Consider the following 2,500-nt stretch of genomic DNA (forward strand, 5'->3'; position numbering starts at 1 on the left):
AAAACGGAGAGTTTGATCCTGGCTCAGGATGAACGCTGGCGGTATGCTTAACACATGCAAGTCGAACGGTGTCTTCGGACACAGTGGCGGACGGGTGAGTAACGCGTGAGAATCTGGCTCTAGGTCTGGGACAACCACTGGAAACGGTGGCTAATACCGGATGTGCCGAGAGGTGAAAGGTTAACTGCCTAGAGATGAGCTCGCGTCTGATTAGCTAGTTGGAAGTGTAATGGACTCCCAAGGCGACGATCAGTAGCTGGTCTGAGAGGACGATCAGCCACACTGGGACTGAGACACGGCCCAGACTCCTACGGGAGGCAGCAGTGGGGAATTTTCCGCAATGGGCGAAAGCCTGACGGAGCAATACCGCGTGAGGGAGGAAGGCTCTTGGGTCGTAAACCTCTTTTCTCAGGGAAGAACACAATGACGGTACCTGAGGAATAAGCATCGGCTAACTCCGTGCCAGCAGCCGCGGTAATACGGAGGATGCAAGCGTTATCCGGAATGATTGGGCGTAAAGCGTCCGCAGGTGGCAATGTAAGTCTGCTGTTAAAGAGTCTAGCTCAACTAGATAAAAGCAGTGGAAACTACATAGCTAGAGTACGTTCGGGGCAGAGGGAATTCCTGGTGTAGCGGTGAAATGCGTAGAGATCAGGAAGAACACCGGTGGCGAAGGCGCTCTGCTAGGCCGTAACTGACACTGAGGGACGAAAGCTAGGGGAGCGAATGGGATTAGATACCCCAGTAGTCCTAGCCGTAAACGATGGATACTAGGCGTGGCTTGTATCGACCCGAGCCGTGCCGTAGCTAACGCGTTAAGTATCCCGCCTGGGGAGTACGCCGGCAACGGTGAAACTCAAAGGAATTGACGGGGGCCCGCACAAGCGGTGGAGTATGTGGTTTAATTCGATGCAACGCGAAGAACCTTACCAAGGCTTGACATGTCGCGAATCTTCTTGAAAGGGAAGAGTGCCTTCGGGAGCGCGAACACAGGTGGTGCATGGCTGTCGTCAGCTCGTGTCGTGAGATGTTGGGTTAAGTCCCGCAACGAGCGCAACCCTCGTTTTTAGTTGCCAGCATTAAGTTGGGCACTCTAGAGAGACTGCCGGTGACAAACCGGAGGAAGGTGGGGATGACGTCAAGTCAGCATGCCCCTTACGCCTTGGGCTACACACGTACTACAATGCTCCGGACAGAGGGCAGCAAGCATGCGAATGCAAGCAAATCCCGTAAACCGGAGCTCAGTTCAGATCGCAGGCTGCAACTCGCCTGCGTGAAGGAGGAATCGCTAGTAATTGCAGGTCAGCATACTGCAGTGAATTCGTTCCCGGGCCTTGTACACACCGCCCGTCACACCATGGAAGCTGGTAGTGCCCGAAGTCATTACTCCAACCTTTCGGGGAGGAGGATGCCTAAGGCAGGACTGGTGACTGGGGTGAAGTCGTAACAAGGTAGCCGTACCGGAAGGTGTGGCTGGATCACCTCCTTTTTAGGGAGACCTACACCCCTTACATATCGAAAAACATACAGTTAAATAGATAGTAAGTTGGTCTAACCTAGGTCGGTCGCAGACATAAGCAAAATGTAAAAAGCTTTCAAACTATGATTTGGTTCATTTAGGGGCTATTAGCTCAGGTGGTTAGAGCGCACCCCTGATAAGGGTGAGGTCCCTGGTTCGAGTCCAGGATGGCCCACCTGAATCAATTAAAAATGTAGAATTAAAAATTAAAAATGAAATAAGTTTTTAATTTTTGATTATCAATTTTTAGTTGTATCTGGGGGTTTAGCTCAGTTGGTAGAGCGCCTGCTTTGCAAGCAGGATGTCAGCGGTTCGAGTCCGCTAACCTCCACCTGTGGCGATTGCCATTGAAAAATTTTGTGAGAGTTCAGCAACATGACAGTGGTGTCAGACTGCTGAGTTGTATCTCAGCCAGAACCTTGAAAACTGCATAGAAACGCGAAAATAGCAGGCAGACACAGACATTGAGAGTTCTGAGTGCTGAATGCCGAGTGCTGAGTAAAATCAGTGCGAAGTGATGAGGTAAGCAGAACTAACTATTTGTGAATGCGAATTGTGAAAGACCAAATGAATTGAGTGGTCAAGCTAATAAGGGCTAACGGTGGATACCTAGGCACACAGAGGCGACGAAGGACGTGGTTACCGACGATATGCTCCGGGGAGTTGGAAGCAAACATTGAGCCGGAGATTTCCGAATGGGGCAACCCTATATACTACCTGCTGAATATATAGGCAGGAGAGAGCCAACCCAGCGAATTGAAACATCTTAGTAGCTGGAGGAAGAGAAATCAAAACAGAGATTCCCTAAGTAGTGGTGAGCGAAAGGGGAAAAGCCTAAACCAATTGGTTTACCGATTGGGGTAGTGGGACAGCAATATCGAATCTAGCGGTTAAACGAAGCAGCTAAATACTGCACCAAAGAAGGTGAAAGTCCTGTAGTTGAAAACTCAAGGATAGTAGCTGAATCCCGAGTAGCATGGG

General features: G+C 50.2%; 2 tRNA genes and 2 rRNA genes (1 of these 4 cut by a window edge). All 4 read left to right on the forward strand.

The window, feature by feature from the left end:
- Positions 1-1,489, forward strand: a 16S ribosomal RNA gene (locus tag GNF10_RS34930).
- A gap of 131 nt (positions 1,490-1,620) precedes the next feature.
- A tRNA-Ile gene (locus tag GNF10_RS34935) sits at positions 1,621-1,694 on the forward strand.
- A gap of 83 nt (positions 1,695-1,777) precedes the next feature.
- Positions 1,778-1,850, forward strand: a tRNA-Ala gene (locus GNF10_RS34940).
- Between the two features lie 247 nt (positions 1,851-2,097).
- Positions 2,098-2,500, forward strand: a 23S ribosomal RNA gene (locus tag GNF10_RS34945) (it continues 2,490 nt past the right edge of the window).
- The 16S and 23S rRNA genes sit together here with 2 tRNA genes alongside, the layout of an rRNA operon.

This window comes from Nostoc sp. UCD121 (assembly GCF_014222285.1).
In the GTDB taxonomy this organism is placed as follows: Bacteria; Cyanobacteriota; Cyanobacteriia; order Cyanobacteriales; family Nostocaceae; genus Nostoc.